The following is a 3,290-nucleotide window of genomic DNA, read 5'->3' on the forward strand; positions in this document are numbered from 1 at the left end:
CGACGCGCTGAGAGGATAGCGGGTTACCTTGAAAGGGCAAGGAAAGAACTTGCCGACAATGACTTCGCTGGTGCGAGGCGTTACGCAGAGAGAGCACTTGAGGTGGAAGAGCGCCAGGACATCCGGGATGAACTCACCAGGATAGACAAAGCCGAAGAGGCATATAAGAAAGAACAGGCGCGTCTTAAAGCCGAGGAAGAAGCCCGGAAAGAACGCGAGAGGATCGCCCGCGAGAAAGCCGAGGCTGAAAGGGAAGCCGCACGACGTGCTGAGAGGATAGCAGGTTACCTTGAAAGGGCAAGGAAAGAACTTGCCGACAACGACTTCGCTGGCGCGAGACGTTACGCTGAAAGAGCCTCTGATGTCGGGGAAACAAAAGAAGTCAAGACCTTCCTGCAGGAAATTGACGAAGCTGAATTATCTTACGAAAAAGAACAGGCTAGAATTAAAGCCGAAAAAGAACAGCGTGAAAAAGAAGAACAGGTGGCATCTCTTGTTAATCGTGCCCGGGAGGAATTAGCCGATAATGACTTCGACACCGCGCGAGAATATGCGCGTCAGGCGATGGAAATAAAGGAAACTCAGACAGCAAGTGACATTCTGGATAATATCGAGAAAACCGAAAAAGCTTACTGGCAAGAGCAGGCTCGCAAGAAAGCCGAAGAAGAAGCAAAGAGAGAGCGCGAACGAATAGAGCGCGAGAGGGCTATAGAAGAGCAGGAGAAACAAAGAAAGAAGAACAAGATAGCCGAATATTTAGAGCAAGCCCGGGAGAGACTGCAAGATAATAAGTTTAAAGATGCTATAAATTATGTGCGAGATGCTCTTGCTATAGAAGAAACAGCAGAGGCCCAGACCCTTTTAAGCGAAATTGACCAGACACGGATAGAATACGAGAAACAGCAGGAGCTTTTAGAACAACAAGCCGAATTGCAAAAACAGGCGGAGCTGGCGGAAAAGCAACGCAAGGAGGAAGAAGCACAAAGGAAAAGAGAAGAAGCAAAAATTCAAAAATATCTTGATATAGCAAAAAAATCCTTTGAAAGAGAAGATTATGGAAGCGCGAGACGATACGCATACATGGCGCATGATGTAAATCCCAACAGCACTGAAGTAGCTGATATGATAACTCGAATAGATAAGGCTGAAATGTTCGGTGATTGGGAAGAGAGAAGAGAAGACATGAAGAAAGCCGCCCAGAAAGCGGTGCAAAGAGTTGAAGAAAAAGGGGATCCTTTCCATATCTATGATGAGGAAAAAACTTGGTACCAGTACGTTGCTGAGCTTTTTGAGAAGAAGACCGAAGAGATGACCAGGGTCGAGGAGGGCAAGAAATACAGTATTGATGAATGTGTGCAGATAGCCTTGAACAGAAGCCAGCGGAAGATAGTCTATGATAAGCAGGTAAAGCTGGCCGAAATGCGGGTCTGGGAAGCAAGAAGGGATCTTTTTCCGAACGTGACGGTTAAAACAGAGCTGGGTTCTGGTAAGGTTCAAGGCGACGGAATGTTAAGGCATTACAAGGCGCAAAAATATCAAATAGAAGTAAAACACACGGCTTTCGACGGTTTTGGTTCATGGTTCAAACTCCGCCAGCAGCAGGCCAATCTTGTTACGACCAAGCTGGAAAGGCAAAAAATAACAAATGAAATAATATTCGATACCAAGAGAGCTTATTACAGTTTGGACAAGGCGCTAAAAAATCTAAAGTTGCAGGAGGCCCACAAGACAAGAGTCAACAATTTCTATAGCATCATGGAGCAAGCTTACCAGGAAGAGCTGGTTTCTCATATGGACTACCTTAATGTTAAAGGCTTGAATCTCCAGACCAACTTCTCATACATTTCAGCCGGAGAAGATGTTGATCTTGCCGAATTGGTTTTATTTCAGGCTATGAATCTGGAGCCGGAGCAGCATATTAAAATCAAAGCTGTTCCGAAACCCACCGAGCTTCTTTCTATCGGACTTGAGAACTGTTATACTTTGGCCTTCGCCAATAATCCTGAATACCGTGTCAAAGTTAACGCCATCAAGTATTTTGATTTTCAGCGAAAAATGATGAAAGCAGAAGGCTGGCCGAAGATCGATTTTCATGGTTCATTCGGTGCGGCATACGAGCTTTATGAACCCATGAATCACCCCAATGACCTTAAATCTCAAATCGCCGGGCAACCCAGGAGAAAAGACCGCTCTTGGGAACCCGAATGGTTTGCTGGGGCTAAAGGTACAATACCTGTTTGGGGGAGTACGTTCGAATACAATTATGTGAGAGAAATGTGGGCGCCTACAGTATCACAATTTCGAGGTTCACAGACAGCTACCAGTTATTTTACTTTTAAATTTCTGGACGATTTGGCTTATTTTTCAAATATAGAAGAAGCCCGCGCCGGATTCGAAAGAGCAAAATATGAACAACTTAAGGCGGAAAAGGATCTTATAGTCCAGGTAAAAGAAGCGTATTTTGGGTATCGTAAAGCGTTGTTGCAAATGGAACTGGCAGAAGCAAAATACGAACATCAAAAAATGTATGTAGATGTTCTCGTTGAGAGGTTCAGATTCGGAGAATTTGATATGCCCAGGCTCATTGAAGAATATGAGAAATTCACCGAAATGGAATATGGGATGCTGTCCAGTTATTCTGATTATTACACAGCACTTTTATCCGTCAACAAGGCCATAGGCATACCTTCTTTTTTCAGGGATGAACACGAAGATATTGATTATATGCAATGGAAGAAGCACGAAGAAGAAAGAACAGAGAAACAAATACAAGCTTTGCGGGAACAAGAAGCACGCGATAGAGAGCAGGAGATCAATGAATATTTAAAGAAAGCGCAAAGAGAGCTTGATAACAATGATTTTGAAGGTGCGAGGAAGTATGCTCAAGTAGCATTTGAAGTCCAAAAGGATAATAGCCAAGTAAATGAGTTTCTGTCAAAGATAGATGAAAAAGAAACAACCTATAAAGAAGAACAAGAACGCCTAAAAGCCGAAGAAGAAGCCCGGAAAGAACGCGAGAGGATCGCCCGCGAGAAAGCCGAGGCTGAAAGGGAAGCCGCACGACGTGCTGAGAGGATAGAAGGTTACCTTGAAAGGGCAAGGAAAGAACTTGCCGACAATGACTTCGCTGGTGCGAGGCGTTACGCAGAGAGGGCACTTGAGGTGGAAGAGCGCCAGGACATCCGGGATGAACTCACCCGGATAGACAAAGCCGAAGAGGCATATAAGAAAGAACAGGCGCGTCTTAAAGCCGAGGAAGAAGCCCGGAAAGAACGCGAGAGGATCGCCCG

Annotated in this window: 1 protein-coding gene; it reads left to right on the forward strand. The window is 45.0% G+C overall.

All coding sequences use genetic code 11. The features are described from left to right. A partial coding sequence (locus tag GF409_05160) for a hypothetical protein (GenBank protein ID MBD3426600.1) occupies positions 1 to 3,290 on the forward strand: 3,290 nt, incomplete at both ends.

This window comes from Candidatus Omnitrophota bacterium (assembly GCA_014728045.1).
Classification (GTDB): Bacteria; Omnitrophota; Gorgyraeia; order Tantalellales; family Tantalellaceae; genus WJMH01.